This window comes from Amycolatopsis stemonae, assembly GCF_054781455.1.
In genome coordinates this window covers 560,452-582,632 of the sequence record NZ_BAAGUJ010000001.1, presented here as the reverse complement: position 1 = coordinate 582,632, position 22,181 = coordinate 560,452, and the positions used below count along the sequence as shown (strand labels likewise).

Genomic DNA, 22,181 nt, shown 5'->3' with positions numbered 1-22,181 from the left:
GCGACCGTTGCCGCAACGACCTCCACGAAAGGACCTCCGATGAGCCAGACGGTCGACTTCCCGAACGGCCTCCCGATGGACCGCGACACGGGCCCGTTCGACCCGCCGAGCGAGCTCACCCGGCTGCGCGAGACCCGCCCGGTCTGCCCGCTGGTGTTCCCCGACGGGCACGAGGGCTGGCTCGTCACGGGCTACGAAGCGGTGCGTCAGATGATGGCGGACGTCCGGTTCAGCTCCCGGCTGGACCTCGACGTCGTCCACGTGCCGTTCGAGACGCCCGGCATGCCCGTCGCGACCGAGCCGTCCCCGCAGCTGCCGGGCATGTTCATCGCGATGGACCCGCCGGACCACGGGCGCCTGCGCAAGCGGCTCACCGGCGCGTTCACCGTCAAGCGGATGAAGCAGCTCGAAGCGCACATCGCCGAGATCGTCGAGCGGCAGCTGGACCACCTGGCCGGGCTGACCGCGCCGGTCGACCTGGTCAAGGAGTTCGCGCTGCCGGTGCCCTCGCTGGTGATCTGCGAACTGCTGGGCGTCCCCTACGAGGACCGGGGGAGTTTCCAGGCCAACTCGGCGCAGTTCATGGTCCGGGAGCAGGCGCTCGAAGAGAAGATGGGCGCGTACATCGCGCTGAACACGTACCTGGCCGAGCTGGTGACGCGCAAGCGCGCCGAGCCCGGCGAGGACATCCTGTCCGACCTGGCCGCCCAGGACGACCTCACGATCGAGGAGCTCACCGGCGTCGCGTTCCTCCTGCTGCTGGCCGGGCACGAGACCACCGCCAACATGCTGTCCCTCGGCACCTTCGCGCTTCTGGAGCACCCGGCCGCCTTGGCCGAGCTGCGGGAGGACCCGTCGTTGATGCCGGGTGCGGTGGAGGAGCTGCTGCGGTACTTGTCCGTGGCCGACATCTTCTACCGGTACGCGACCGAGGACCTTTCGCTGGGCGGCGAGACGATTCCCAAGGGGTCGACGGTCGTCGTTTCGCTGCTGGCCGCCAACCGGGACCCGCGGCGGTTCGAGCATCCTGACGAGCTGGACCTGCGGCGCAACGCCCGTGGCCTGCTGTCGTTCGGGCACGGGGTGCACCAGTGCCTGGGGCAGCAGCTGGCGCGGATCGAGATGCGCGCGGGGTTCGAGGGCCTGCTGCGGCGGTTCCCGGGACTCGCACTGGCGGTTCCGGCCGGGGAGGTGAAGCTGCGGACCGACATGAACATCTACGGGGTGCACGAGCTGCCGGTCACCTGGTGAGCCCTACGCCGGATCGCGGTACTGGTGCAGCAAGCTGGTGAAGTTCCGCAGTTTCTCGATGGTGTCCTCGGAAACCGGGTCCGGGTGGAAGTGCATGACACTGTTGCGGATGAGCCGGATCTCCTCGAGCCGGGCGATGAAAACCCGGCGGTCCAACGGCCAGCCGAGCCGGGTCCAGACGTCGCGGTCGGCCAGGATGCGCTGGTAGTCGCCGAAGCCGAGCTGGTCGAACTTCGTGACCGTCCGGCTGCACAGCGGTTGGACGGTCGCGAGGTCCAGCGCGCGCCCCAAGATCCAGCGGAGCGTCTGGTCCAGTTCGCCCAGCTGGAAGAAGGGCGTGGCCATTTCGCCGTAGCGGTGGGCCACGTCCGCCGTCGTGACGATGCCCATCACCGCCTTGCTCTCGTCCGTCACGAACACGAAATCGCGTTGCTGCAGCGTAGGAAGGACTTCGGACAGGTCACGGTCGTAGGGGACGGCCTCGAAGTGGGTATCGGTCGCGTCGGCGACACTGGCGTCGGGGTTCTGCTGCATTGCTTGTGCGATCGAGCGCCACGTCACGGCCCCTCGCACGTTGCGAGGACCGTTCAGGACCGCTAGCTGTGAGTAGTCGTTGAGGAGCATCTTCGTGATGGCCTCCTCGAGCGGGCTGTTCGGGCCCACGGACTCGACACCGTCGAGCGGAGACAGGTTCCCCACGGTCAGGCGGACATTCAGGTCGCTGTCGCCTTCATCGTCGTCACCTCCGGACGACTCCGGCGACACGGTCTCTTCGGCCTCGTCGGGCGGCGTGGTCAGGGTGACCATGGTGTCCAGGGTCACCGCCCGGAAGCTGGGCGACGTCACGAGCCCGTGGTTGGCGAGGTCGGCTTCGATCCGGCTGACCTGGTCCCCGCGGTCGGTCGCTCCCCAGAACCCGAGCAGCTCCCGGACGGAGATGCGCTCGGGCTCGTGCTGGTCCGCGCGGCTGCGGGCAAGGCGGAGACGCTCGTGGACGCGTTGACGCTCCTGGTCCTCGTTCTGCCGGTGCGTTGCGGCGGCAGCTGTCGAGATCGCCCGGTCGAGCAGCTCCTGGCGCACGGAGTCCAGCAAGCGGTCCTGGTCGACCACCACCCAGGCTCGCCAGCCGTCGACCGCTCGCATCCCGGCCGCCACCATGGCCGCGCGCGACGGCGAGCGGAACTCTTCGCCGTCGGGTTCCAGCCGGATCCGCCCCTTGTCGGTCACCGTCGCGTGATAGGTCACGCCAATCCGGTTGCGGTTGAACCGCAGCCCCGCGCCCGCCTGGATCAGACCGGCTTCCAGCAGGTCCGAAACCATCACCCGGCGCCCGCCGATCAAGTACATCGAACGGCCGCCGGACTCGTCGGCCTGCGTCGTCACTGTTCCGCTGGACACCGCGGTCACCACTTCCGCAGCCCGGCGAACTTGCGCCGGGCGCCGATCGCTTGCTTGAGCACTCGCTTCTCGAGTTCCGGCTGGCTCAGCCGAGTGACCCGCGTGAGTTGCAGTTCGGCGGCGACCGCCAGCAGCGCGTCTCGATCGAGGTGCTGTTCGTGCAGGTAAACGGCCCCTTCTTCCTCGGTCTCGAGTTCTCGCAGGTGCGCGGCGACGGTGGTCACGTCGATCTGCGGCGCACCGGTTCCGGCCGGCGAGCTCACCGGTTCCGAAGGGCTGTCCTTCGGAACCGGGGGTGCCGCCGCCGGGACGCTCCGTTCGTTCACGGTCGCGCTCGCCCGGTCCGGGCTGTGGCTCGCCAGCAGTGCGATGAGTTTCGTCTTCGCCAGGTTGCCGTAGCCGCGCAGGCCCATCGACCGGGCCACCCCGCGTAGGTCTTTCACCAGCAGCTGGGCGGAATTCAGGTAGATCCGCCGTTCGTCCTCCGAGGGCAGCTTCGACAGATCTTGGGCCACCTGCCAGGGTTCGGACGAAGGCTTGAGCGGCCGTTCCGGCGATGGTGAACCCGGAGCTGCGTTCGCTCCGACGATGCCCAGCTGCACCGATCCGTTAGCGATCGCTCGCACCGTCGCCTCGTCTTGTTGCTCCAAGAACTCGTACCACCGGGCTTGCAGAGAGATGAAGTTTTTCAGGTCGTTCAACGGTTACCACCCGGTTCAAGTGAGAGGGCGCCCAGGACCTCGTCGGCGAGCTGGTCGAATTCACGGACGACTTCGTCCCGGCCGGCGGTGCGCAGCATCGCCGGCACGCCGCTCTCCCCGGCATCGCCGAAGTGGCGAGGACTGTTGCGGATCTTGCTTTCCAGCACGGGAACTCGCGAATTGAGGCGTACTTCCTCGATGTAGCCGTGCTGGGCGAGCGTCACCTGCTGGGAGTAGATCTGCACCATGGTGAAGACGACGCCCAGGATGCCGGGGTCGATGGTGCCGTATTCCTTGCTGCCGCCCTTGTGGCGGACGAACTCGTTGAACTGCTGCACCAGGCCGGCGCAGTTGCCGACCAGGTAGTCCAGCCCCAGGGTGGACAGGTAGTCCGCCTTGGCCGGCACGAGGATCTGCTCACTGGCGACGATCGCCGTCTTGGTGACGAGGCCGAAGTTCGGTGCGCAGTCGATGAGCACCAGGTCGTACCGGGCGAAATGGCTGTCCTGAAGCGCGTGCCGAAGGCAACTGTGCAGGTCCAGGAACTTCCGTTTCGAGCCGTCGAGCGTCGTTGCTCCGCCCAGCCGAGCGGCGAGCTCCAGGTCGATGTCGATGAGGCCCAGGTGCGAGGAGATCAGGTCGACGCACCCGCCGGTGCCGTCGAGCACCTTGTTGATCCGCTCCGGTGTGACGACGAGGTCGGCCAGCGAGGTGTCCCGTCCGGGCGATTCGCCTTCGTACCATTGTTTGATCGTGCGGTTGTCTTTGAGGTGATGGTGCCAATCGTCGATCGAGTAGAACGAGAAGGTCAGGTTGGTCTGGGGGTCGAGGTCGATGAGGAGAACGCGCAAGCCGCGGCTCGCGGCGACCGCACCCAGGTTTGCGGTGAGTGTCGTCTTGCCCACCCCGCCCTTGTAGTTCATGACCGCCACGACCCGCATGCGTTTCTCCCCGGTGATCTCGGCGCTCCGGCTCGACGACTTTCGCAGACGCGATGCGCCAAAGGCAACCGACGGAAAGACCGGAAGACGTGAACGCCGGAAAATGCGCAGGAACTGTCATCAAAATGTCCATGAAATGACCGGTCGGCAGACGAGCCCTACAGCCGGGTGCGCGCCCGCATCCACAGGACGACGTCGAGGCAGCGCAGCAGGCTGATGTCCTTGATCCCGCCTGCCTCGGCTCGGAGGGCGGTCAACGCCGGTGCTCGCGACGGGTCCGTGTGGAACCAGCTCCACAGGCAGTGCCACTCGCTCTTCGGCGTTTTCAGCACCGATCTGACCTGGTTGTCGTAGACCGGGATCAGGTCGGGGCGCTTGCGGGCCAGGAGCTTGGCGGCCGTCACCGGGCGGTGCTTGCCGCCGCAGCGCCGGAACAGCTCCCACAGCTCGCGGGCGGGTGCGTCGCCGTCGTACGTGCACCACGGGGCCGCGTGCATCGGGACGTTGACCGGGATCTGCTCCAGCAGGTCCCGGATCCGGTGGGCGTGGGTCATCGTCGCGTCGATGGCCACGTTCGCCAGGCTGGTGATGCTGAGGAAGTTGAGCGCCAGGACGTCGGCCTCGGTCACCGTGTTGGCCGCTCCCGGGCGGTCGCCGCCGCCGGCGAAGCGTTCGAACCAGCGGCCCGTGTAGCGGCTTTCGGTGAAGTAGCGCCGGAGGGCCGACAGCGACTCGTCGCGGTGGGCCCCTCTGACGCATTCGTCCAGGAGTTCGTGCTGGTAGGCGTAGTCGTGCATGGCGAACGCTCCCCTCGTCGCGGATGAGGGTCGCGTTCGCCGTGGTGGCCGTTACGGCAGCGCGTTCAGCCAGTTCTCCACCACGTCGAAGTAGACGGGTGCGTTCGGGGCGTAGTTGATCGCGTGGCCGTAGCCGTCGAGTATGTACGTCCGCAGCGACGAGCCGAAGAACGGTGCCTCCGACGCCTGCAACGCCGCCGGTGACGAGCAGTCGCTCCCCAGCGGCAGGCCGCAGAAGTTGGGGTCGTCGCCGACCACCAGCAGGGTCGGCGCCGTGATCTGCTGCGATGCCGGGGTGACCACTGTGGTCAGGGTCAGGCTGTCCACCGCCTCGGTAGTCGCGAAGACGTCCTTTGTGGACTCGTCGTAGGCGATCGCGCCGGCGTCGTACGGGCCCGGCGTGTGGAAGGCCGTGTACCTCGTGTCCGGGTCCGTGGTCAGGTAACCCGCGTCGCGGCCCGGCAGGTCCGGGTCCAGGGTGGCCGGCTCCATCTGCGCCAGCGTCGGGATCACCGTGGTCAGGTTCATCCGGTGCGTCATGCCCGTGACGAGCACGCCGTCGACGTCGTGGTAGCGGCCCGCCTCGATCATCGCCATCGCCGAGCCGATCGAGTGACCGCCGACGACCACCTTCGCGAAACGCGGCCGCACCGACTGGATCACCTGGTGCGCCGCCACGGCCTGGGCCGACGCGCTCAGCAGGGTGCTCAACGGCTTCGAGCTGGCGCCCGTGCCCAGGCGGTCCAGGGCGAGTGTTGCGATGCCCGCCTGGTTCATCGCCAGGCGGAACGAGCGCACTTCCGGCGTGTAGGCGATGTCCCAATAGGACGCGTTGTACGTGCCGCCCGGGATCAGGACCGCCACCGTCGACGCGCCGGGCGGCGCGCACAGCCGGCCGTGCATCGTCTGGGGCAGCAACCCCACCGTGACCGGGACGTACAGGTCTTCGCACGTCGCGGCGTAGGCCGGGGCGGGTACGAACAGCGTGGCCGCGAACAGCGAGAACGCAGCACAAAATCGGCGGAACAAGGGGGACGACCTCCAGCTAGGAACGGGGGACCGCCGTCATCGGCAGGCGGTCCGGGTAGGCGGCCGAAGTGAACTTCACACGCACCGGGCGGCCCGGTACCGGGACCAGCCGCCAGCGCGCGGCCACCGTGGCCACCGTGATGACGATTTCGTTCTGGGCGAAGCGGTTTCCGATGCACTGGCGGTTGCCGGCGCCGAACGGGATGAACGCGCCCTTCGGCACCTCGGGCGAGCGCGTCCAGCGGCCGGGGTCGAACCGATCCGGCTCGGCGAAGGACGCGGGGTCGTGGTGCAGGGCGTGCGGGCTGACGATCACCTCGGCCCCTTCCGGGAGCCGGACGCCGCCGAGGTCGACGTCCTCGAGCGTGCGGCGCATCAGCATCCAGAGCGGGTAGCAGCGCAGGACCTCGTCGACCACCTGCCGGACGTACTCCAGCCGCGCGAGGTCGTCGACGGTGACCGGCCGCCCGCCCAGCACCTCGTCGACCTCCGCGTGCACCCGCTCCTCGACCTCCGCGTGGCGGCCGAGTTCGTGGAACGTCCAGGCGAGCGCGAGCGCCGTCGTTTCGATGCCCGCGGTGAGCAGCGTGAGCACCTCGTCGCGGGCCTGCTCGTCGGTCATGCCGGCCAGCAGGAGCGTCGACAGCAGGTCGCCGTGGTCGGCGCCGTCCTCGCGCCAGTCCCGGATCACCGCCACGACGATCTCCCGCATCCGCCCGATGGCTTCGTCGAACCGCCGGTTTCCGGGCACCGGGAGGTTTTCGACGAACTTCGGGGACAACGCGCGAACCATTCCCTGCTGGATGATCAGATAAATGGACCGGCGGGCTTCGGCGATCGCCGCTTTTCCCAGTTCGGTCGAGAACAGCGCTTCGCCGACGATCGTCACCGCGAGCCCTTGCAGGTCTTCGTCGAGCTGCCGCACTTCGCCCGGCTGCCACGAACCGGCCAGCTCGGCCGCCGCACGCCGCATGGTCTCGGCGTACGCGGCCAGCCGGTCGCGGTGGAACGCCGGCTGCATCAGCCGCCGCTGCCGCCGGTGGAAGTCGCCGTTCGACAGCACCAGGCCGTTGCCGACGAACGGCCGGAACTTGTCGAACATCGCGCCCTTGCGGAACTTCGGCGCCGCCGTGACCAGCACTTCGTGGGCCAGTCGCGGGCTCGTGACGAAGTAGGCGGGCATCGGGCCGAGGTAAAGCTTGACGATTTCGCCGTGTTCGTGCAGGGAATCGGTGAACGCGAAGCGTTGCCGCAACAGTGCCGGGGTGTGCCCGAGAAAAGGCCACCGGCCCGGCGCCACCGGGACGGTCATGCGGACTCCTCGTTTACGCCATTGTGTGGATTTCCCAAGGAGACGGCCTACGGTAGGCGCGTCCGGCGGAACGGGACAGTGCCCGATCGGGTGGTGTGCCCTCACGCGGATGGCGCAATCACCGATCCCGGGGGAATCGCTAAGCTCTTTGCGATCCGACGCGGCTGAGAAGGTGTTTCTCTTGACACGATCACCGGAATGGGTTCCCACTGGTGTCGATATCTCGGTGCCGAGCATCGCGCGCACTTACGACTTCATGCTCGGCGGTGGCCACAACTTCGCCGTCGACCGCGCGGTGGGGGAACAGATCGAGCGCGCGATGCCCGGGCTGCGCGACGCCGCGCGCGTGAACCGCGCGTTCCTCGGCCGCGCGGTGCGGTTCATGACCGGGCAGGGGATCCGGCAGTTCCTCGACCTCGGCTCGGGCATCCCCACGGTGGCGAACGTGCACGAAGTCGCCCAGGCGCAGGACCCGGGCTGCCGCGTGGTGTACGTCGACCGCGATCCGGTCGCCGTCGCGCACAGCGAACTGATCCTCGCCGGAAACGATCACGCCGCGATCGTCCAGGCCGACATGCGCGACCCGGAAAAGATCTTCGATTCGCCGCCGGTGCGCGGCCTGCTCGATCTCGAAAAGCCCGTCGGCCTGCTGATGCTCCTGATGTTGCACTGGGTCCCCGACGATTCGGACCCGCTCGACCTCGTCGCGCGGTATGGTGCGGCGCTCGCGCCCGGGAGTTTTCTCGCGATCACCCACGTCACGGGCGACCACCAGGGCGAAAACCTCGAAGAAGCGACCGACGTGATCAAAGAAAGCCGGAGTCCCGACCAGGTGACGCTGCGGACGCACGCCCAGGTCTCCGCGCTTTTCGGCGGTTTCGAAATCGTCGAACCGGGGCTCGTCGGCTGCGGGGAATGGCGGCCGTCGGGGCCGGCGGACATCGCCGCGGCGGCCGAGATGAACATGCTCGTGTACGCCGGAATCGGCCGGAAGAGCTGAGCGGGCGCCGCGCATGCCGATGACCCACGAAGCGCCGAAGCCGGCCGCCGGCCCGGATCCGGAGCGCGCCCGGACGGTGCTCGCCCGGAAGTGGGCCTACCTGCTCAGCAGCGTCACCGTCGTGTCCCTGAGCCGGGAGGAGCTCGACCGGGAACTGCGCGGGATGCTCGACACGCTCGTCGAAAGCCTGCGCGGGACGTCCGCCGACACGAAGCCCGCGGAGCGCATCGGCGCACGGCTGGTGGCGCTCGGCTACGTCGGCGAACCGGGGTTGCGGTGCACGCTCGACGTCCTCGGGAAGGGCCTGCCCGCACTGTCCGAACTGGACGGTCGCGCCGAGCGGGTCGTGCTGGCGCTCGGCGCGCTCTCGTGCGGGTTCCTGCTCGCGCACGAACGCAGCGTCCTCGACCAGCAGGAAATCATGCACCTGTCGCTGCTCAAGGCGGTGCGGGACGCGCAGTGGCACCTCAAGCAGAGCGAAGCCCGCTTCGACGAGGTCGTGACGTCTTCGGCGAGCGGCATCGCGCTGGTCGCCCTCGACGGCCGGATCGTGCGGGCGAACGCCGCGCTGGCCGTGATGCTCGGGCACGCCGCCGGCGAGCTGACCGGGACGCTGCTGGACGACGTCGTGCACCCGGACACCGTCGACGTGCTGCGCGAAGCGATGAAAGCGCTGGCCGACGGCGGCAAGGAGCGGATCCGGCAGTCGCAGCGGCTGCTGCGCAAGGACGGCGACGTCGCCCGCATCTCGCTCACGGCGTCCCTGCTGCGCGACGCCGAAGACCGGCCGGGTCACTTCGTCGTCGTGGTCGAGGACGGCACCGAACTCATGCTGCTGCAAGGAGAACTCAGCCGTCAGGCCCTGCACGACGTGCTCACCGGGCTGCCGAACCGCCAGTACTTCGGCACCCACCTCGAGGCGGTGCTGCGCCGCGCCGACCCGGACTACGGCGTCACGCTGTTCCAGGTCGACCTCGACGCGTTCGGCATGGTGTGCAACAGCCTCGGCCGCCGTGTCGGCGAGCAGCTGCTGGTGCACTTCGCCCAGCGCCTCAAGGCCGTGATGGCCCGCGAGAAGGCCATGATCGCGCGGTTCCACGCCGACGAGTTCGGCATCCTCGTCGAGAACTCCGCGACGACGCCGGACATCGACGCCATCGTGCGCGCGATCAACCACGAGCTGGCCGAGCCGTTCTTCGTCGACGGCCACGGGCTCGCGCTCTCGGCCAGCGCGGGTGTCGTGCACCGGCCGGACAGGGGCATCGACCCCGCCGAGCTGCTGCGCGCGGCCGACGAGACGTTGCGGCGCGCGAAGGTGCGCCGGCGCGGCCAGTGGAAGATGTTCGACCGGGAGGCCGACGCCGAGGACCGGCGGACGCAGGCGCTGGCCGTCGGCATGGCCGGGGCCTGGGAGAACGGCGAGCTCGCCGTGCGCTACCGGCCGTTGGCGAAGCTCGAGGACGGCGAAGTCGCCGGGTTCGAAGCGCGCCTGCACTGGGCCCGGCCGGCCGGGCCGGCGCTCCCGCACGAACGGTGCGCGGAGCTCGCCGAGTCGACCGGGCTCGTGCTGCCGCTCGGCGACTGGCTGCTGCGCGCGGCGGGCCGGCAGGGCGAATGGTGGCGGCAGCGCGCGGGTTCCCGGCTGCCGGTGGTCGCCGGGCTCACCCCGTTCCAGGTGTCGGACGAGGCGCTCGGCACCCGCGTGACGCGGATGCTGGCCGACACCGGCCTGCCGCCGGAGCAGCTGATGCTCGGCGTCCCGGTCGGCGCGCTGCGGGTGTCCGGCGTCGTCGAGAACGTCTCCGCGCTGGCCGGCCTCGGCGTGCGCGTCATGCTCGACGAGTTCGGCCTCGGGCCGGACGACCTGCGTGCGGCCGAGGACCTCCCGGTCGACATCGTGCGCGTCGACCGCCGGCTCGCCGAGTGGCAGGCGTGGTCCGGCTCGACGTTCCTCGGCGCACTGGTCCCGCTGGTCCGCCAGGTCGGCGCGACGCTCGTCGTCGATGGGATCCACACCGCGGACCAGGCGGCCTGGTGGCGCACCGCGGGCGCGGAGCTGGGGACGGGAGACTACTTCGGCGTCGCCAGCGCGCCCGGCGAGCTCGTCGGCAGCTTCGCCTGAGCCCGCCACCGCGTCAGGCCGACCGCCGGCAGCACGATCACCATGCCGCCGAGGACGCGCGGCGTCAGCGGCTCGCCGAGGACGAGCGCGCCGAGCGCGACCGACACCACCGGGAGCAGGTAGCCGACGGTCGCGGCCGCCGTCGGACCTTCGTCGGTGAGGATCCGGTAGTTGAGGTAGAAGGTGATACCCGTGCCGAACACGCCGAGGATCGCCACCGCGGCCACCGCGGTCAGGTTCAGGTGCGGGGCCGTCGTGGCCACCGGCAGCGCCAGCGCGGTCAACGCGGTGGCCGTCGCGAGCTGGGCCGCGGAGAGCGCGAGCGGCGCGTCTCCCGGGGGCAGTTTCCTGGCCATGTAGGCGAACGCGATCGCGTAGCTGAGGCCGGCGCCGAGCAGTGCCAGCGCGCCGCCGCTCAGGAGCCCGGACTGCTCCCACGGCGCGAAGATCACCAGCACGCCGGCGAAGCCGAGGACGAGCCCGAGCAGCCGCACCGGGCCGAGGCGGCGGTCCGTGCCGAGCAGGACGCCGATCAGCAGCGACCACAAGGGCGTCGTCGCGTTCATGACGCCCGCGATCCCCGATTCCACGGTGCGTTCCCCGATGCCGAAGAGCGCGAACGGCACGGCGTTGCAGAAGAACGCGGCGACGATGAGACGGCCCCACGTCCGGCGGTCGCGCGGGAGACGCTGGCGGGCCGCGAAGGCCATCGCCAGCAGCGTCACCGCGCCGAGGGCGCACCGGACGAGCGTGAGGTGGACCGGGCTGAGGCCGGTCAGGGCCAGCTTGATCCACAGGAAGCCCGAGCCCCACAGCAGCGCCAGCAAAACCATGCGTGTCACGGGATCCACGGTGCCGAAAGAGTCCTATCAGAACAAGCGAAGGTTCCTGCACGAACCGTTAAGCATCGCTTACATCGGATGCTCCATCCAGACGTTCGGCTCGACGTACGTGGCCGTGTCGTAGGCCGTCGACGCGTACACCGGGGCGATGCCGCCGGGGATGAAGTTCTCGCCGTCCTGCAGCTTCACGCCGGTCCACTCGCGCCAGCCGGCCAGGGAACCGGCCAGCGTCACCGCGAACGGGCACACCTTCACCACGCGCGCGCCCAGCCGTTCGTGCGTGCGCAGCCAGCGGTCGGCGAGCAGGCCGTCTTCCCGCCGGCGAGCCGCGTACTCGGCCATCGGGACCGCGGGTTCGGCCTCCTTGCCGATCGGCCGCACCGAGACGATCAGCTTGCGCAGCCCCGTTTCCGCGGCCCGCGCCTTCAACGCCTTCAGCATCGGCGTCGACAGCCCGGTGCCGCGCAGGTGCGGTGCGACCACGACTTCCAAGGCACACAACGCGTTCGGCTCGCGGCTGTCCATCACGTCCTGGGCCGCCCACTCGATGGCCTGGTCCCAGCCGTGGTCCGGCAGCTCGGTGCGGTCGTCGGCCGGGAACGCCAGCGGGACCGAGAGGGCACGGGCCACCGGGACGCCGTCGTCGTCGAGGGCGATCAGGAAGTAGCGCGCCCAGTGACGCAGGAACCGCTCGCCGGTGATCATCCGGCCGCTGGCGCCCTGGTAGATGAACAGGCCGCCGACGTCGCCGAGGTTCAGCGCCGCGTCGAGCAGGTCAGGGCGGGAGGCAAGATCGACGACGCGCATGCGCCCAGTGAAGCGAAAAGATCACCGTCCGGATAGCGGCATCCGGGCGACGCTCAGCGCAGTGCCTTCACGCGGCGGGTCAGCGCGGACGGGTCGAGGTTGGCGCGCGTGCCGGCATCGTGGCCGTCGAGGTAGCCGCTGCCGGACAGCCGCCGCGGCGCGGCCGAGCGCAGGTCGCCGTACTCGGTGTCGAAAGCGTGCTGCACCAGCTGCGCGCGGTCGCGGACGACCAGCTCGGCCGACCGTTCGCCGGGCGGGGCCGTCCGGATCGCTTCGGTTTCGGCCGCGGTGAGGCGCTCGTGCACGGCGCGGGCGAAGCCGTGCAGCCACGTGCGCCGGTACGCCGCCAGCGACTCGCCGGGGAAGAAGCCGTCCGGCCGGACGCGCGTCAGCTGCGTGCTCGCCTGCAGCAGCAGGCTCGTGAACAGCAGCTCGACGCGGCCGAGGTCGGAGCGGTAGCCGAACACCGTGACGCTCTCGACCTTCTGGCCGTAGCGGTGCAGCAGGGTCCGGCAGCGCAGCGGGTAGGCGACCGACGTCAGCAGGCTCGCCTTGTCGCGGCTGTACGGGTCGTTCATCGGGATCTTGAGCGTGCCGATCTCGTCGGCGCTCGCTCCGGCCGCGGCGAGCATGGCCTGGTCGATCCCGTACCGCGCGACGAGTTCGGCGGCCTTCTTGTTGTAGGCCTCGGCCTCCGCCTCGGTGACCGCCGGGTCCTCGGCCTTGGCCAGCAGCTTCCGGATGCGCTCGAGCTGCGGGTCCGATTCGGTCATGCCGGGGAGCGTATTCGATCAGGTGTTCGGACGGGTGCACCGGGTGGGGCGTGTCGCGTCATCGGCACACTGGAGGCATGGTGACCATTGAGCGCTTCGACCCGGTGTCCGGCGACCTCGCCGGGTACCACGCCGTGCTGGTGGCGAGCCAGGCCGCCGACCGGCCGGGCGAACCACCGCTCCCGTTCGCGGAACTGGCCGGGCGGCTGGCCCGGCCGCTGCCGGGCCTGGGACCGGCGGCGCACTGGGTGGCCCGCCGCGGGGACGACCTGGTCGCGTTCGCCGAGGCGCACTTCCCGGACGCCGAGAACAGCGGGATCGGGCTGACCGACATCGTCGTGCACCCGGCCGCGCGGCGCTCGGGAACCGGCACCGCGCTGCTGCGCGCGGTGCTGCCCGAACTGCGGGCCCGCGGCCGCCGGAGCGTCGAAGGCTGGCAGGTCGTCGCCGGGTCGGCCGGCGAGCGGTGGGCCGGCGCGCGGGGCTTCCGGCAGGTGCGCACGATCGTGCGTCAGGCGTTGGTCGTCGCCGAGGCCGATCCGTCGCGCTGGGCCGTGCCGGTCCCGGCGGGGTACCGGCTGCGCGGCTGGACGGGTGCCGCTCCCGAAGACGTGCTCGGCTCCTACGCCGTCGCGCGGGGTGCGATCCACGACGCGCCGCTCGGGGGCTCGGGCTACCGCTGGCCCGAATGGACGGCGGAGCGGGTCCGCGCCGCCGAAGCCGAGGCGCGGTCGCAGGGATTGGTGCAGCACGTCGTCGTCGCGATCCACGAGGAGACCGGGACCGTCGCCGGGCTCACCGAACTGTGCGTGCACCCACGCCGGCCGGACTGGGGCTACCAGCGGGACACCGCCGTGGTGGCCGCGCACCGCGGACGCGGTCTCGGTCGCTGCGTGAAGGCGGGCATGCTGCGCTCGTTGCTCGCCGAACGACCCGCGCTGCGCTGGATCAGCACCACCACCGGTGCCGAGAACGCGCACATGATCCGGGTCAACCGCGAGGTCGGCTACACCGAGCTGCCGGCCATGATCGCGGTTCAGCGGGACGTCGGCTGACCGAGGTACGCGTCGATCGTGACGGCCAGCGCCGACTCCGGCGACGGTGCGAAGCTGGCCCCGGCCAGCCCGCTCCACAGCCACAGCTGCGCGAGGCCGTGCAGGGCCGCCCACAGGGACGCGGCGACCAGCCGCAGGTCGGCGCCCGACCGCGCGAGCGGCGTCGGCACCGCCGCCACCAGCACGGCGAAGGTGTCGAACACCGCGCTCGCCGCCGCCGAAAGCGCCGGGTCGGCCGCGTCGATCAGGTCGTGGCGGAACATCAGCTCGAACATCGCCGGGTTGGTCAGCGCGAAGTCGAGGTAGCTGTGGCAGGCGGCGGTCAGGCGCTCTCGCGGCGACGTCTCCGGCAATGTGTCCCGGCGCGCGAGCAGCTCGGCGTACCCGCGCGTCGCGACGGCGGACAGCAGTTCGGCGCGGCCGGAGAAGTGCCGCAGCGGTGCGCCGTGCGAAACACCGGCCGCCTTGGCGATCCCGCGCAGCGTGACCGCGCCGACGCCTTCTTCGGCGAGCAGCTCCGAGGCCGTCGTGATCAGGCGTTGCCGGGTGCCCACGCGTCGTCCCGGGTCATGGGTAGCAGGTCCGGGCGCTTCGGGAAGAAGCCGTCACCGGGCTGGCGGCCGATCAGGCGGTTGCGCGTGCGCGAGACGGCGACCGGCAGCACTTCGCGCAGCAGCCAGGAGAGGTCGGCGCGCCAGCTGCCCGGGGCCGCGACGCCGGGCAGCGGCGCGAGCCACTCGGGGTCCGGGTCCAGGCCGAGCCGGCCCAGGACGTAGGCAGCGAGCCTGCGGTGGCCGTGCGCGGACAGGTGGAGCCGGTCGGCGCCGAAGTACCGCGAGTCGGCGACGGCCTGGTCGGGCCACAGGTCGATGAGCAGCGCGCCGTAGCTGACGGCGGCTTCGCGGATGGCCTCGTTGAGCGCGACGATCCGCGGCCGCATCCGCCGGCCGAGCGGCATCCGGTGGGAGACGTCGCTGAGGGTGAAGGTGACGACGACGGGCGAGATCTCGGTGCAGGCGCGGACGGCGGCGTCGACCCGGCGGGCGACGGTCCGCTCGTCCCAGCCGCGGGACATGACGTCGTTGCCGCCGCCGAAGAGGGCGACGAGGTCGGGTTCGAGCCGGGTCGCCGCGGGGATCTGCTCGGGCACGATCTGGTCGAGCCGCCGCCCCCGGACGGCCAGGTTGGCGTAGCGGAACCCGGGCTCGTCCCGGGCGAGCCGGGCGGCGACGAAGTCGGCCCAGCCCCGGTAGGCGCGCCGGTCCGGGTACGGGTCGTCGAGGCCCTCGGCGCAGCTGTCGCCGACGACGACGAAACGGTGGTAGTTCATTCCGATCTCCGTAACCCGTGGTTCACCTTCCGGACACTGTCTATCAAACATCTGTAGACGGTGTCTACTTCGGGTTCACCCGGCCGTCCACGGGCGGAGCTTGTCGGGGTTGCGCACGGCCCAGATGTGCGTGATCCGTCCCTCGGCGACGTCGAACGCGTACACCGCCGCGAGTTCGCCGCCGCGCTGGATGACCAGGCCGGGCCGGCCGTTGACCAGGCGCTCCACCAGCGTCATGGGCTCGCCCGGCCGACCCGCGAGCTCGGCGAGGAAGCTCGCGATCAGGGTGCCGCCCGTGATCGGCTCCAGCGCCGCCAGGACCTGGCCACCGCCGTCCGCGGTGAACGTGGCCGACGGGTCCAGCAGGGCGACCAGCGCGTCGATGTCCGCGGCTTCCCAGGCCTCCTTGAACGTGCGCACCAGGTCGGCCTGCGCCGCCACCGTCGGCGGCCGGGCCGTGCGGATGCGGCGGCGGGCCGCCGAGGCCAGCTCGCGGCACGCCGCCGGGGTGCGGCCGGTGATCTCCGCGACCTCGGCGAACGAGTAGCGGAACACGTCGTGCAGGACGAGGGCGACGCGCTGGGCCGGGGTCATCGCTTCGAGCGCCACCAGGAACGCCATGCTGACCGACTCGTCGAGGGTGATCCGGTCGGCGGGGTCGCCGGCCTGCTCGGGCACCGGCTCCGGGATCCACTCGCCCACGTAGCGCTCGCGCCGGACCCGGGCCGAGCCGAGCAGGTCGAGGCAGATGCGGCTGGCGACCGTCGTCAGCCACGCGCCGGGCGACGCGATCGCCTCCTGCCGCGCCCGCGGCAGCGCGTACCAGCGCGCGTAGGCCTCCTGGACGGTGTCCTCGGCTTCGACCAGCGAGCCGAGCAGCCGGTAGGCGAGGTTGACCAGGTGACGTCGTTCCCCGACGACCGGCTCCGGTGGTTTCGTCATGACTCCTCCGACGGCGCAGCGTCCCCGAACGTCAGGCCTGACGTTCCGGCGGGCCGTTTCGTCGTACCCGTCGTAGGACACATTCGACCAGGGGAGAACCATGATCAGGATCGGAATCGTGCTCGGCAGCACCCGCCCGGGCCGCCGGGGGGACCAGGTCGCGCGGTGGGTCCACGAGCTGGCGAGCCGGCGCACGGACGCCGAGTTCGAGCTCGTGGACCTGCGCGACCACCCGCTGCCGCACCTCGACGAGCCGCCGATGGCGCCGGCGGGCCACCGCAACGAGCACACCCGGGCGTGGGCGGCCGTGCTCGCCTCGTTCGACGGCTTCGTGCTGGTCACGCCGGAGTACAACCACTCCGCGCCGGGCGTGCTCAAGAACGCCATGGACACCGTGTACTTCGAGTGGAACGACAAGGCGGCGGGGTTCGTCTCGTACGGCGGCGTCGGCGGGGCCCGCGCGGTCGAGCAGCTGCGGCTGGTCTGCGGCGCGCTGCAGGTGGCCGACGTCGCCCCGCAGGTCACGCTGCCCCTGGCCACCGAGTTCGAGGGCGACGTCTTCAGGCCGGGTGAACACCACGTCGCCGCGCTGGACACCCTGCTGGACCACGTCGTCCGGTGGAGCACCGCCCTGGCCTCGACGCGGGGTGGTGAAGAGGAGATCCGGGCCCGGATCGACGGGGTCGTCGAGTCGCTCCGGGCGAAGGACCTCGACGGCCTCAGGCGGATCTACGCGCCGGACGTCGTGTCGTTCGACGTCGAGCCGCCGCTGCAGCACGTCGGGATCGACGCGAAGCTCGCGAACTGGGCGAAGGTGTTCACCTTGTTCGAAAAGGTGGACTACGAGGTCCGCGACCTGACCGTCACCGTGGGCGCGGACCTGGCCGTCGGGCACGGCTTCGGCCGGGTCAGCGGCACCCTGCGCGACGGGACGGCGGTGGAGGGCATGTGGGTGCGGGCCACCTTCGTCTTCCGGAAGGCCGGGGGCGACTGGGTGATCGTCCACGACCAGGCGTCGGTGCCGTTCGACATGGCGACCGGCAAGGGGGTCGCCGACCTGGAGCCGTGACGCGTCAGGCGAGCCGCGCGCGGTGGGCCGCGACGGCGGCGCGCCGCGGGTCGGACCGCGGGAGCGTGGCCAGCAGCGCGTCCAGCACGGCGAAGTCGTCGGCCCCGCACGCCGTCTCCCAGAACGACCACAGCACGGCCGGGTCGCCGCTGTTCAACGCCACCTGACGTACTTGCGCGGTCAGCGTTTCCCGCTCCTCGCGGATCGCGGGTGCTTCCGACTCCGGCAGCAGCGCGCCGCGGAAGTCGCGCAGGACGCCGGCCGGGGTGCCGGACCGCAGCGCGGCGCGGGCCCGGACGAAGTCCGCGTCGACCTCCGCCGCCAGCCGGTAGGGGCGCGTCTGCACGACCGACGCGCCCAGCTGGGACCGCAGGCGGTGGATCTCGGCGCGGACCGTCACCGGGTTGCCGGTCTCGCCGTAGAGCTGCAACGCCAGCCGCTCCGCCGAAAGGCCGCTCGGGTGCAGTGCCAGGAGCGTCAGGATCTCGGCGTGCCGCAACGTGATGGGGACTTCGCGACCGTCCACAGTGGTCGAGTGGGCGCCGTCGGTCAGGTACTCCAGGCGCAGCCGGGAACGGTGGCCGGTGCCGCCGCCCGAGCGCAGGCGCAGCAGGTAGCCCTCGTCGAGGGGCTCGACGGTGGCGAGCCGGCCGTCCGGCAGGGCGACCGTCCCGCCGCCGCGCCGGATGTCCACTGTGGACGGAAGAAGGCACGCCTGGGCGGCCAGCACCCGGCCGCCGGCCGAGAGCAGCGCGCCCGGCCGGCCGCGCAACGCCTCCAGGTGCGGCATGTTGACCCGGCGCAGGCGCTCGTCGCGGACCGCGAGGTGGGCGCGCAACTGGCCCTCCGCGAGCTGGGCCGTCGCGGTGACCAGGGAAAGCATCGCCGGGTGGACCGTGCGCAGCGGCCCGCTGACGTCGATCGAGCCGAGCAGCAGGCCGGTTTCGGGGTCGCGCACGGGCGCCGCCGCGCACGTCCACGTGTGGTACCGGCGGACCAGGTGCTCGGCCGAGTAGATCTGCACCGGCTCGCCGGTCGCGAGCGCCGTGCCCATGGCGTTCGTGCCGATCGCTGCTTCGCTCCACTGGGTGCCTTCGACGAGACCGACGCTGTCGCCCCGCAACAACTGGGCTGTCTCGCCCTCGCGCCACAGGATGAGGCCGTCCGCGTCGGTCACGATCATCACGTGCTCGGCGTCGTCGGCGATCGTCACCAGCATCTGCCGCAGCACCGGCAGGACCGGGGCCAGCGGATGGGCTTCGCGCAGCGAAGGGAGGTCGCCCTGCGAGTACACGAACGGGGCTTCGCCCTCGTCCGGGTCGACGCGGGCCGCGAGCGAGCGGTTCCAGGAGTCGGAAACCACGGAGCGTGGCGGCCGGGGGCCGGGAACGCCCTGGAGCACCGCCTCGCGGACGTGCTCCAGCAGCCGCGCGTACGACTCGGGGTCGCGCAGCAGCTCCGGTTCGGGCGCCTCTGCCACGTCCTCCAGCGTAGAGAGCCAGCTCACAGCGTTGCAACGCGCGTGCAACGTTGCCCCGCCTAACTTCGCCGCCATCAGCCCAACCGTCACTCCGAGCAACGAGGCAGGGAAGATGGTCCAGTACGCCGCACCGAACACCGAAGGCAGTGTCGTCAGCTACGAATCGCGCTACGACCACTACATCGGCGGCGAATACGTACCGCCCGCGAGCGGCCAGTACTTCGAGAACCCGACTCCCGTCACCGGGAAGACGTTCTGCGAGATCGCCCGGGGTAACGCCCAGGACGTCGAGAAGGCGCTCGACGCCGCCCACGGCGCCGCGCCGGCGTGGGGCCGCACCTCCGCCGAGGAACGCGCGAACATCTTGCTCAAGATCGCCGACCGGATGGAGCAGAACCTCGAGGCCATCGCGGTCGCCGAGGCGTGGGAGAACGGCAAGGCGGTCCGCGAGACCCTCGCCGCCGACATCCCGCTGGCCATCGACCACTTCCGCTACTTCGCCGGCGCGCTGCGCGCCCAGGAGGGCGGCATCTCCCAGGTCGACGAGAACACCGTCGCCTACCACTTCCACGAGCCGCTCGGCGTGGTCGCGCAGATCATCCCGTGGAACTTCCCGATCCTGATGGCGGTCTGGAAGCTCGCCCCGGCGCTCGCCGCGGGCAACGCGATCGTGCTCAAGCCGGCCGAGCAGACGCCGGCGTCGATCCACCTGCTGTTCTCGATCATCGGCGACCTGATCCCGCCGGGCGTGGTCAACATCGTCAACGGCTTCGGCGTCGAGGCCGGCAAGCCGCTGGCCTCCAGCAACCGCGTCCGCAAGGTCGCCTTCACCGGTGAGACCACCACCGGGCGGCTGATCCTGCAGTACGCCAGCGAGAACATCATCCCGGTGACCGTCGAGCTGGGCGGCAAGAGCCCGAACATCTTCTTCGACGACGTCGCCGCGCAGAACGACGACTTCTACAACAAGGCGCAGGAGGGCTTCGCGCTCTTCGCGCTGAACCAGGGCGAGGTCTGCACCTGCCCGTCGCGGGCGCTGATCCAGTCGGGCATCTACGACCGGTTCCTCGGCGACGGTGTCGAGCGCGTCCGCAAGATCAAGCAGGGCCACCCGCTCGACACCGAGACGATGATCGGCGCGCAGGCCTCGAACGACCAGCTTGAGAAGATCCTGTCCTACATCGACATCGGAAAGCAGGAAGGCGCCGAGATCCTCACCGGTGGCGTGCGCAGCGACCTCGGCGGCGAGCTGTCCGGCGGCTACTACGTCGAGCCGACGGTGTTCGCCGGCGACAACAAGATGCGCGTCTTCCAGGAGGAGATCTTCGGCCCGGTCGTGTCGGTGGCGAAGTTCGACGACTACGCCGACGCCATCAAGATCGCCAACGACACGCTGTACGGCCTCGGCGCCGGTGTCTGGTCCCGTGACGGCAACACCGCCTACCGCGCCGGGCGTGACATCCAGGCGGGCCGGGTCTGGGTGAACAACTACCACGCCTACCCGGCGCACGCGGCGTTCGGCGGCTACAAGGCGTCCGGGATCGGCCGCGAGAACCACAAGATGATGCTGGACCACTACCAGCAGACGAAGAACATGCTGGTCTCCTACTCCGACCAGGCGCTCGGGTTCTTCTGATGACACAGAGGGTCGACTTGACACCGGCTGCCGCGGATCTCCTGCGGCAGTTGGTGTCACTCCACGGGCCGGTGATGTTCCACCAGTCCGGCGGGTGCTGCGACGGCAGTGCCCCGATGTGCTATCCGCTCGGCGAGTTCAAGACCGGTGCTTCGGACGTCAACCTCGGTTCGCTCGAGGTCGAGGGGATCGAGGACGTGCCGGTGTGGATGTCCGGTCCGCAGTTCGAGTACTGGAAGCACACGCACCTGACGATCGATGTCGTGCCCGGCCGCGGCAGCGGGTTTTCCTTGGAGGCGCCCGAAGGCGTGCGTTTCCTGATCCGTTCGCGGCTGCTCACCGACGAAGAGTCGGCGGCGCTGAACTGAGGGAGCCGAACAACGCCGTGGCGAGCACCAGCCCTTCCCGGGCCACCGGGGAGAGCAGGTGCTCGTCCGGCGCGTGCTGCTTGCAGCCCGGGTAGGAGTGCGGCAGCCAGAGCGTGGCCAGGCCGAGCACGTCGGTGAAGACGTGGTTGGGCAGGCCGCCGCCGAAGCTGGGCAGCAGGGCCACCGGCTTTCCGGCTTTGGCCAGTGCTTCGCGGGCCCAGGTCACCCAGGGGTCGTCCACCGGGGTGCGGCTCGCGCGAAAGCTGCTGTCCGTGGTCACCGAAACCATCGGGAAGCCGTGCGCCGCAAGGTGTTCCTCGATCGTCTCGGTGACGTCGCCGACGTCGGTGCCCGCGACGTACCGCAGCTGCAGCACCGCGCGGGCGCGGCCGGGGATGGCGTTGACCGGGCGGTCGGCGTTCCCGGCGTCGAGGGCCAGCACCTCCAGGGTGTTCCAGCCGTAGAGCCGCTCGGCGGGGCTCAGTCGCGGGTCGCCCCAGCCTTCGTCCGCGTCGACGACCACGTCGGCCAGCGCGGCGCGCACGGAGTCCGGCAGTTCCGGCGGCAGCAGCCCGGGGACCCGGATGCGGCCGTGGCCGTCGACCAGGCTCGCGATCGCGGCGGCCAGCGTCGTGGCCGGGTTGCGCAGGATGCCGCCCCAGTTGCCGGAGTGGGCGCCGCCGGGGCGGAGGTCGACGTCCAGGTCGATCCGGATGCCGCCGCGCGCGCCGAGGAACAACGTCGGGGTCGCGGCGTCGAGGCGCGGGCCGTCGGAGGCGATGAGGACGTCGGCCTTCAGGAGGTCCTTCTCCTGCTCGGCGAACTCCGTGAGCCCCGGTGAGCCGATCTCCTCGCCGGTTTCGAAGAGGAACTTGAGGTTGAAGCCGAGCTTTCCGCGCGCTTCGAGGACCAGCCGCAACGCCGTCAGGTTGATCAGGTGCTGGCCCTTGTTGTCCGCGGTGCCGCGGCCGTACCAGTGGTCGCCCTCGGCGGTCAGTGTCCACGGATCACGGCCTTCGCCCCACTCGCCGGCCTCCCCGACGACGTCGGCGTGGCCGTAGCAGAGCAGTGTCGGCAGGTCCGCTCCTTCGGTGCGGACCCCGACCAGGAACGGGCCGCCCGCCGGGTCGGGGTTGGCGTGCTGCGTGACGTCGCAGCCCAGCCCGGTCAAGGCGGGCGTGAGGACTTCGTCGAAGTACGCCTGGATCGCGGCGCGGCCCTCGGGGGCGTCGCTCACCGTGGGGTAGGCGACCAGCCGGGCGAGTTCGGCAAAGAACGCGCCCGAGTCGACGTGGGCGCGGGCCTGGTCGAGCAGCTCCATGCTCGCC

Annotated in this window: 21 protein-coding genes; 7 read left to right on the top strand and 14 right to left on the bottom strand. The window is 70.8% G+C overall.

Going from position 1 to position 22,181, the window contains the following annotated elements:
- The first annotated feature begins 39 nt into the window (after window positions 1-39).
- The gene (locus tag ACYVLJ_RS02870) at window positions 40-1,251 is read left to right on the top strand and encodes a cytochrome P450 (protein ID WP_460437650.1); all 1,212 of its coding nucleotides are present in this window, start codon (window positions 40-42) and stop codon (window positions 1,249-1,251) included.
- Window positions 1,252-1,254: 3 nt separating this feature from the next.
- Here the strand turns inward: ACYVLJ_RS02870 and ACYVLJ_RS02865 are convergent, their stop codons facing one another.
- The 6 genes from ACYVLJ_RS02865 to ACYVLJ_RS02840 form a co-directional block, all read right to left on the bottom strand.
- The gene (locus ACYVLJ_RS02865) at window positions 1,255-2,649 is read right to left on the bottom strand and encodes a restriction system modified-DNA reader domain-containing protein (RefSeq protein WP_460437649.1); all 1,395 of its coding nucleotides are present in this window, start codon (window positions 2,647-2,649) and stop codon (window positions 1,255-1,257) included.
- A gap of 5 nt (window positions 2,650-2,654) precedes the next feature.
- Window positions 2,655-3,350, bottom strand: coding sequence for a hypothetical protein (locus ACYVLJ_RS02860; RefSeq protein WP_460437648.1), 696 nt, complete (start codon window positions 3,348-3,350; stop codon window positions 2,655-2,657).
- Window positions 3,347-4,291 carry a ParA family protein gene (locus ACYVLJ_RS02855; RefSeq protein ID WP_460437647.1) on the bottom strand — a complete coding sequence of 315 codons (945 nt, stop codon included), beginning with the start codon at window positions 4,289-4,291 and terminating at the stop codon, window positions 3,347-3,349. The genes ACYVLJ_RS02860 and ACYVLJ_RS02855 overlap by 4 nt, the downstream gene beginning before the upstream one ends.
- Before the next feature lie 158 nt (window positions 4,292-4,449).
- A complete protein-coding gene (locus ACYVLJ_RS02850) occupies window positions 4,450-5,088 on the bottom strand; it encodes a DUF6308 family protein (protein WP_460437646.1) in 639 nt (212 codons plus the stop codon).
- A gap of 51 nt (window positions 5,089-5,139) precedes the next feature.
- Window positions 5,140-6,117, bottom strand: a complete 978-nt coding sequence (locus ACYVLJ_RS02845) for an alpha/beta hydrolase (RefSeq protein ID WP_460437645.1) — start codon at window positions 6,115-6,117, stop codon at window positions 5,140-5,142.
- A 16-nt stretch (window positions 6,118-6,133) separates the two neighbouring features.
- A complete protein-coding gene (locus tag ACYVLJ_RS02840) occupies window positions 6,134-7,429 on the bottom strand; it encodes a cytochrome P450 family protein (RefSeq protein WP_460437644.1) in 1,296 nt (431 codons plus the stop codon).
- 181 nt (window positions 7,430-7,610) lie between these two features.
- Between ACYVLJ_RS02840 and ACYVLJ_RS02835 the strand changes: the two genes are divergently transcribed.
- Together ACYVLJ_RS02835 and ACYVLJ_RS02830 are read left to right on the top strand one after the other, a co-directional pair.
- Entirely contained in the window at window positions 7,611-8,429 is an 819-nt protein-coding gene (locus ACYVLJ_RS02835; protein ID WP_451969836.1) for an SAM-dependent methyltransferase, read from the top strand.
- Window positions 8,430-8,442: 13 nt separating this feature from the next.
- Window positions 8,443-10,551 (top strand): putative bifunctional diguanylate cyclase/phosphodiesterase, encoded by a 2,109-nt coding sequence (locus tag ACYVLJ_RS02830; RefSeq protein WP_460437643.1) that lies wholly within the window; start codon window positions 8,443-8,445, stop codon window positions 10,549-10,551.
- Here the strand turns inward: ACYVLJ_RS02830 and ACYVLJ_RS02825 are convergent.
- From ACYVLJ_RS02825 to ACYVLJ_RS02815, 3 genes are all read right to left on the bottom strand, one after another.
- Window positions 10,500-11,384 carry a DMT family transporter gene (locus tag ACYVLJ_RS02825; protein WP_460438002.1) on the bottom strand — a complete coding sequence of 295 codons (885 nt, stop codon included), beginning with the start codon at window positions 11,382-11,384 and terminating at the stop codon, window positions 10,500-10,502. The two genes, ACYVLJ_RS02830 and ACYVLJ_RS02825, sit on opposite strands and share 52 nt — an antisense overlap.
- Window positions 11,385-11,462: 78 nt before the next feature.
- Window positions 11,463-12,200 carry a Long-chain-fatty-acid--CoA ligase gene (locus ACYVLJ_RS02820; RefSeq protein ID WP_460437642.1) on the bottom strand — a complete coding sequence of 246 codons (738 nt, stop codon included), beginning with the start codon at window positions 12,198-12,200 and terminating at the stop codon, window positions 11,463-11,465.
- A gap of 53 nt (window positions 12,201-12,253) precedes the next feature.
- Window positions 12,254-12,973 carry a DUF2786 domain-containing protein gene (locus tag ACYVLJ_RS02815; protein ID WP_460437641.1) on the bottom strand — a complete coding sequence of 240 codons (720 nt, stop codon included), beginning with the start codon at window positions 12,971-12,973 and terminating at the stop codon, window positions 12,254-12,256.
- Between the two features lie 77 nt (window positions 12,974-13,050).
- On the opposite strand from ACYVLJ_RS02815, the gene ACYVLJ_RS02810 reads away from it, so the two are divergent.
- Window positions 13,051-14,028 carry a GNAT family N-acetyltransferase gene (locus ACYVLJ_RS02810; protein WP_460437640.1) on the top strand — a complete coding sequence of 326 codons (978 nt, stop codon included), beginning with the start codon at window positions 13,051-13,053 and terminating at the stop codon, window positions 14,026-14,028.
- Here ACYVLJ_RS02810 and ACYVLJ_RS02805 read toward each other — a convergent pair.
- The 3 genes from ACYVLJ_RS02805 to sigJ all read right to left on the bottom strand — a co-directional run bounded on the left by ACYVLJ_RS02805 (window position 14,010) and on the right by sigJ (window position 16,300).
- Window positions 14,010-14,582, bottom strand: a complete 573-nt coding sequence (locus ACYVLJ_RS02805; protein WP_460437639.1) for a TetR/AcrR family transcriptional regulator — start codon at window positions 14,580-14,582, stop codon at window positions 14,010-14,012. The two genes, ACYVLJ_RS02810 and ACYVLJ_RS02805, sit on opposite strands and share 19 nt — an antisense overlap.
- Window positions 14,561-15,358 (bottom strand): SGNH/GDSL hydrolase family protein, encoded by a 798-nt coding sequence (locus tag ACYVLJ_RS02800; protein WP_460437638.1) that lies wholly within the window; start codon window positions 15,356-15,358, stop codon window positions 14,561-14,563. The genes ACYVLJ_RS02805 and ACYVLJ_RS02800 overlap by 22 nt, the downstream gene beginning before the upstream one ends.
- 75 nt (window positions 15,359-15,433) lie before the next feature.
- A complete protein-coding gene (sigJ, locus tag ACYVLJ_RS02795) occupies window positions 15,434-16,300 on the bottom strand; it encodes a sigma-70 family RNA polymerase sigma factor family protein (protein WP_460437637.1) in 867 nt (288 codons plus the stop codon).
- Window positions 16,301-16,400: 100 nt separating this feature from the next.
- On the opposite strand from sigJ, the gene ACYVLJ_RS02790 reads away from it, so the two are divergent.
- Complete coding sequence (locus ACYVLJ_RS02790) at window positions 16,401-17,369, top strand: NAD(P)H-dependent oxidoreductase (RefSeq protein ID WP_460437636.1); 969 nt, start codon at window positions 16,401-16,403, stop codon at window positions 17,367-17,369.
- Between the two features lie 4 nt (window positions 17,370-17,373).
- Here ACYVLJ_RS02790 and ACYVLJ_RS02785 read toward each other — a convergent pair whose 3' ends face one another.
- Entirely contained in the window at window positions 17,374-18,849 is a 1,476-nt protein-coding gene (locus tag ACYVLJ_RS02785; protein WP_460437635.1) for a sigma-54-dependent transcriptional regulator family protein, read from the bottom strand.
- Between the two features lie 112 nt (window positions 18,850-18,961).
- Between ACYVLJ_RS02785 and exaC the strand changes: the two genes are divergently transcribed.
- Both exaC and ACYVLJ_RS02775 read left to right on the top strand, forming a co-directional pair.
- Window positions 18,962-20,485 carry an acetaldehyde dehydrogenase ExaC gene (gene exaC / locus ACYVLJ_RS02780; protein WP_451968452.1) on the top strand — a complete coding sequence of 508 codons (1,524 nt, stop codon included), beginning with the start codon at window positions 18,962-18,964 and terminating at the stop codon, window positions 20,483-20,485.
- Window positions 20,485-20,853 carry a DUF779 domain-containing protein gene (locus ACYVLJ_RS02775; RefSeq protein WP_451968450.1) on the top strand — a complete coding sequence of 123 codons (369 nt, stop codon included), beginning with the start codon at window positions 20,485-20,487 and terminating at the stop codon, window positions 20,851-20,853. The genes exaC and ACYVLJ_RS02775 overlap by 1 nt, the downstream gene beginning before the upstream one ends.
- Here ACYVLJ_RS02775 and ACYVLJ_RS02770 read toward each other — a convergent pair.
- Window positions 20,822-22,174, bottom strand: a complete 1,353-nt coding sequence (locus ACYVLJ_RS02770; protein ID WP_460437634.1) for a M20 family metallopeptidase — start codon at window positions 22,172-22,174, stop codon at window positions 20,822-20,824. The two genes, ACYVLJ_RS02775 and ACYVLJ_RS02770, sit on opposite strands and share 32 nt — an antisense overlap.
- Between the last annotated feature and the right edge of the window lie 7 nt (window positions 22,175-22,181).